Below are 5,038 nucleotides of genomic sequence, written 5' to 3' on the forward strand. Positions count from 1 at the left end.
GGCCTCGCTCTCGCGCTCCTGGCCGCCCTCCGGCAGCGAGCCGGTCACCGCGCCCGCCGCGAGCACTCCCGCGAAGACCAAAGCCAGCGCGGCCCCGCGGCGGTTGCGGCGGGGCCGGCTGAACAGCTCACGGCCTGACATGGCGGTGAGTCTAGGACAAGGCGAAGGGCCGTACGGACGGATGCCCGTACGGCCCCTCTTGGTATGTGTCACACCTTCAGGTACTTGCGCAACGCGAAGAACCCGGCCAACGCAGGCATCAGCACGCTCGTCGCGAGGATCAGCGGCAGCTTGGTCAACACCGCGTCCCAGCCGACGAAGTTGATGAGCGTCAGCTTGTTGGACAGGGCCATGCCGTGGTCGATCGTGAAGTACCGGCCGACCACCAGGAACACACAGGCGAGGGTGCCGCCGATGAGTCCGGCGACCGCGGCCTCCATGATGAACGGCGCCTGGATGTAGAAGCCGGAGGCGCCGACCAGCCGCATGATGCCGGTCTCGCGGCGGCGGCTGAACGCGGAGACGCGGACGGTGTTGACGATCAACAGCAGGGCGACGACCAGCATCATCGCCATCACGCCGAGCGCCGCGCGGTTCATCAGGTTGAGCAGCTGGAAGAGGTTGTCCAGGATGCCCTTCTGGTCCTGCACGGACTGCACGCCGTCACGCCCGTTGAACGCGGTCGCGATGACCTGGTACTTCTGCGGGTCCTTGAGCTTGATGCGGAAGGACTCCTGCATCTGGTCCGGCGTCAGGGAGCTGGCCAGCGGGGAGTTTCCGAACTGCTCCTTGTAGTGCTTGTACGCCTGGTCCTGCGACTCGTAGGTGACCTGCTGCACGAGCGTGGTCATCTTGCCGAGGTCGGAGCGGATCTGCTTCTTCTGGTCCTCGGTGACCGCGCCCTTGGCGCAGTTGGCGTCCGACTGCGCGTCGCTCTTGTTGCACAGGAAGATCGAGACGTTGACCTTGTCGTACCAGTAGCCCTTCATGGTGCTCACCTGGTCGCTCATCAGCAGCGAGCCGCCGAACAGGGCCAGGGAGAGGGCAACGGAGACGATGACCGCGAAGGTCATCGTCAGATTGCGGCGGAGACCGACTCCGATCTCCGACAGGACGAACTGGGCGCGCATGGCGTCTGGTCGAGCCTTTCCGTCGTGAACTTGCTTAGTGCTGGTAGCCGTAGACGCCGCGAGCCTGGTCGCGGACCAGACGTCCCTTCTCCAGCTCGATGACGCGCTTGCGCATCTGGTCCACGATGTTCTGGTCGTGCGTCGCCATGACCACCGTGGTGCCCGTCCGGTTGATGCGGTCGAGCAGCTTCATGATGCCGACGGAGGTCTGCGGGTCGAGGTTGCCCGTGGGCTCGTCCGCGATCAGCAGCTTGGGCCGGTTGACGAAGGCCCGCGCGATGGCGACGCGCTGCTGCTCACCACCGGACAGCTCGCCCGGCCTGCGGTCCTCCTTGCCGCCGAGACCGACCAGGTCGAGGACCTGCGGCACCGACTTGCGGATCTCGCCCTTGGACTTGCCGATCACCTCCTGGGCGAAGGCCACGTTCTCCGCGACCGTCTTGTTCGGCAGCAGGCGGAAGTCCTGGAAGACCGTCCCCAGCTGGCGCCGCATCTGCGGCACCTTCCAGTTGGACAGCCGGGCGAGGTCCTTGCCCAGGACGTGCACCTGGCCGTGGCTGCACCGCTCCTCGCGCAGCAGCAGCCGCAGGAAGGTGGACTTGCCGGAGCCGGACGACCCCACGAGGAAGACGAACTCGCCCTTCTCCACTTCCAGGGACACATCCCTGAGGGCTGGACGGGTCTGCTTGGGGTAGACCTTGGAGACACTGTCGAATCGGATCACGGATGCACCACGGGTCGCCGGGGGTAGATGAGCGTGACCATACGCGAACCGGCCGTGCCTACGCAGGGCCCGGTCGTGTTGGGCGACACTTGTGCGTTTTTGTACGGGCCACCTGGGCCCGCTTTCCCGGGCGCCCGCGCTCTTTCCCGGGGAACCTGGCAGAGTGGAGGGGGAACGTTCTGGTTCCACGCGACGTTGTACGGGGTGAGGGCCTGCACGAGGAGGGCGAGCGCATGACGTACGACCGGTTGGTGTGCGCGAACTGCGCGGCGCCCGTGAGCGAAGGCCGGTGCCCGGTGTGCCGGGCCAGCCGGGAGCGGCTCCAGCAGCAGAACTTCCTCGCGGGGATGAACCCGGTGGCGCTGATCGCGCTGCTCGTGGTGCTGATCGCCGCGGTGGCGCTGCTGGCGCACCAGACGGGGCTGTAGCGGGCGGCCGGGGGCCGCACAGGACGCCGGAAGGGCCCGGAGCATGTGGATCATGCTCCGGGCCCTTCGCGTTACGTCAGAGGGCTGTCCGTGACCGCGCTCAGGCGGCCGCGCCGCCCCGGCCGCCCGCGAGACGCGGGAGGAAGCGGAAGGCGACGCCGCCCGCGATCATCGTGGCCGCGCCGGCCAGCAGGAGCATGGTCTCGCCCGCACCGGTCTCGGCCAGCTCCTTGTTGTCGCCGCCCTGCGGGGCGGCGTCGGAGCCGGTGTCGGTGAGCGCGGAGGTGCCCGCCTCCTGGGCGGTGTTGTCGTTGCCGCCGTCGGGGGTGGTGTGGTTGCCGCCCGTGGTGGAACCGCCGCCGGTGGAGCCGCCGTTGCCACCGGTGCTGCCGCCGGTGGAGCCGGAGCCGCCGCCGGTGGTGCCGCCGCCGTTGCCGCCGGAGGTGTCGCCGCCCGTAGAGGAGGTGCCGCCGGTGGTCGTGGTGGAGCCGCCGTCGGTCGAACCGCCCGTGCCGGTCGTGGAACCGCCGTCGGTGCCGCCGATCGTGGTGGTGGTGCCACCGTCGGTGCTGCCACCATCGGTGCTGCCGCCGTCCGTGCTGCCGCCGTCCGTGCTGCCGCCGTCCGTGCTGCCACCGTCCGTGGTGCCGCCGTCGCTGCCGCCGATGACGCCGCCGAGCACGCCGCCGTCGGTGGTGGTGCCGCCGTCGGTCGACGCACCGGTGGTGCCGCCGTCGGACGACTCACCCGTGGTGCCGCCGTCGGACGACCCACCCGTGGTGCCGCCGCTCGTGCCCGGGTCGGGGCAGTTCGGGTCGGTGGAGACGATGCCGCAGGTCGGGTCCGGGTTCGGGTCGGCCGTTGCCACGCCCGTGATCATCAGGGACGCACCGGCCGCCACCACGGCACCGGCGGCGATCCGCGCGACGCGTATCCGCGTCTTGTTCGTCATTGGTTGCTACCCCCAGTAGCTGAATCGTCAATGAGGCCGCGCATGGGACTGGCCGTGCTCGACGGGGGCAGCGGGCGGCTCCGGAACCGACGTACGCGTACGTGCCGTTCCCGGGCCATCTCATTCCCCCGGTTCACATGCGCCCCAAGAGATGCGCATACCGCAATGCACCATTCCCATTTTTCAAAGCAACGTCAAGGCCGTTGCGAGCGCAATGTCCGATGGGTGGGCGTATGCCGGGGGTTGAGGGACTCAACTGTGACGTAAAACGCCGGACATACGACAACTGCCGCCACGAGGACGGCAGTTGTCATGTCGACAAACTTACTTCTCCTGCTGCTTGCGCCAGCGAATTCCGGCCTCCAGGAAGCCGTCGATCTCGCCGTCGAGCACGGACTGCGGGTTGCCGACCTCGAACTCGGTGCGCAGGTCCTTGACCATCTGGTACGGGTGCAGGACGTACGAACGCATCTGGTTGCCCCAGGAGCTGCCGCCGTCCTTGAGGGCGTCCATCTTGGCCCGCTCCTCCTGGCGCTGCCGCTCCAGCAGCTTGGCCTGCAGGACGTTCATGGCCGTGGCCTTGTTCTGGATCTGCGAGCGCTCGTTCTGGCAGGAGACCACGATGCCGGTGGGGAGGTGGGTCAGGCGGACCGCGGAGTCCGTCGTGTTCACGCCCTGGCCGCCGGGGCCCGAGGAACGGTAGACGTCCACGCGCAGGTCCGACTCGTCGATCTCGACGTGGTCGGTCTGCTCCACGACCGGGAGCACCTCGACGCCCGCGAAGGACGTCTGGCGGCGGCCCTGGTTGTCGAAGGGCGAGATGCGCACCAGGCGGTGCGTGCCCTGCTCGACCGAGAGCGTGCCGTACGCGTACGGGATCTGGACGGCGAAGGTGGTCGACTTGATGCCGGCCTCTTCGGCGTACGACGTCTCGTAGATCTCGGTCTTGTAGCCGTGGCGCTCGGCCCAGCGCAGGTACATGCGCTGCAGCTGCTCGGCGAAGTCGGCGGCGTCGACGCCGCCGGCCTCGGCGCGGATGTTGACCAGCGCCTCGCGGGAGTCGTACTCGCCGGACAGGAGGGTACGGACCTCCATCTCGTCCAGCGCCTTCTTCACCGCGACCAGCTCGGACTCGGCCTCGGCGAGGGTGTCCGGGTCGTCCTCCTCCTCGGCCATCTCGAAGAGGACGGCGAGATCGTCGATCCGGCCGCGCAGCGCTTCCGCCTTCCTGACCTCGGCCTGGAGGTGGGAGAGCTTGCTGGTGATCTTCTGCGCCTCGTCCGGGTTGTCCCAGAGGGACGGCGCGGCCGCCTGCTCCTCGAGCACGGCGATGTCTGCCCTCAGCTTGTCGAGGTCCAGGACGGCCTCGATCGACTCCATGGTCGAGGAGAGGGACTTCAGCTCTTCGGATACATCGACGACTGCCACGCTCCCAGCGTAACGGCTCCGCCGGGTGCGGAGGTCCCGTGGCTGAGGGTGCGCTCTTGGTGCGGGGTGTTGCGGTGCGGTACTGGGGGCTGCCGCCCCCAGGCCCCCGCTTCGGCCCTGAAGGGGCCTCGTCCTCAAGCGCCGGACGGGCTGTGTGTGCTGGGCCCGGCTGCCAAGTGCCGGTCTGATCTCTTCGTTCAGGGGCTCGATGTCGTCTGGGTGTCCTGGGGTGGGGTGTCGTCGGTGGAGGTGGCCCAGACTCCGTAGCCGATCGCCGCTGCCAGGACCGTACCGGCGATCGTCAAGGTGAGTTTGCGGCGGCGGGCTGCGGCTCGGTGGCGGGCCGAGCCGGGGCGGGGGGCGCCGGAGGGGCGCG

Annotated in this window: 5 protein-coding genes and 1 pseudogene; 1 reads left to right on the forward strand and 5 read right to left on the reverse strand. The window is 68.9% G+C overall.

Translation table 11 applies throughout. The features are described 5' to 3' along the window. The 3 genes and pseudogenes from GTW40_RS10445 to ftsE form a co-directional block, all read right to left on the reverse strand. Positions 1-141, reverse strand: a pseudogene (locus GTW40_RS10445) (peptidase S41); the annotation flags it as partial. Positions 142-209: 68 nt separating this feature from the next. Beyond that, positions 210-1,130: a permease-like cell division protein FtsX gene (gene ftsX / locus GTW40_RS10450; protein ID WP_161179890.1), complete on the reverse strand. Its 921-nt coding sequence runs from the start codon at positions 1,128-1,130 to the stop codon at positions 210-212. A 34-nt stretch (positions 1,131-1,164) separates the two neighbouring features. After that, a complete protein-coding gene (ftsE, locus tag GTW40_RS10455) occupies positions 1,165-1,854 on the reverse strand; it encodes a cell division ATP-binding protein FtsE (protein WP_018549716.1) in 690 nt (229 codons plus the stop codon). Between the two features lie 233 nt (positions 1,855-2,087). On the opposite strand from ftsE, the gene GTW40_RS10460 reads away from it, so the two are divergent. Then, positions 2,088-2,282: a hypothetical protein gene (locus GTW40_RS10460; protein ID WP_161179891.1), complete on the forward strand. Its 195-nt coding sequence runs from the start codon at positions 2,088-2,090 to the stop codon at positions 2,280-2,282. Positions 2,283-2,382: 100 nt separating this feature from the next. Here GTW40_RS10460 and GTW40_RS10465 read toward each other — a convergent pair whose 3' ends face one another. Continuing rightward, entirely contained in the window at positions 2,383-3,234 is an 852-nt protein-coding gene (locus tag GTW40_RS10465) for a hypothetical protein (protein ID WP_161179892.1), read from the reverse strand. Between the two features lie 324 nt (positions 3,235-3,558). Further along, on the reverse strand, positions 3,559-4,662 hold the full coding sequence (gene prfB, locus GTW40_RS10470) for a peptide chain release factor 2 (RefSeq protein ID WP_161179893.1): 1,104 nt from the start codon (positions 4,660-4,662) through the stop codon (positions 3,559-3,561). Positions 4,663-5,038 lie beyond the last annotated feature (376 nt).

This window comes from Streptomyces sp. SID4985, assembly GCF_009863025.1.
Classification (GTDB): domain Bacteria; phylum Actinomycetota; class Actinomycetes; order Streptomycetales; family Streptomycetaceae; genus Streptomyces.

What these genes read in the sequence shown, in the direction of transcription:
- ftsX (WP_161179890.1), bottom strand. Translation starts at nt 1,130, where the DNA reads ATGCGCGCCCAGTTCGTCCTGTCGGAGATCGGAGTCGGTCTCCGCCGC.
- GTW40_RS10460 (WP_161179891.1), top strand. Translation starts at nt 2,088, where the DNA reads ATGACGTACGACCGGTTGGTGTGCGCGAACTGCGCGGCGCCCGTGAGC.
- GTW40_RS10465 (WP_161179892.1), bottom strand. Translation starts at nt 3,234, where the DNA reads ATGACGAACAAGACGCGGATACGCGTCGCGCGGATCGCCGCCGGTGCC.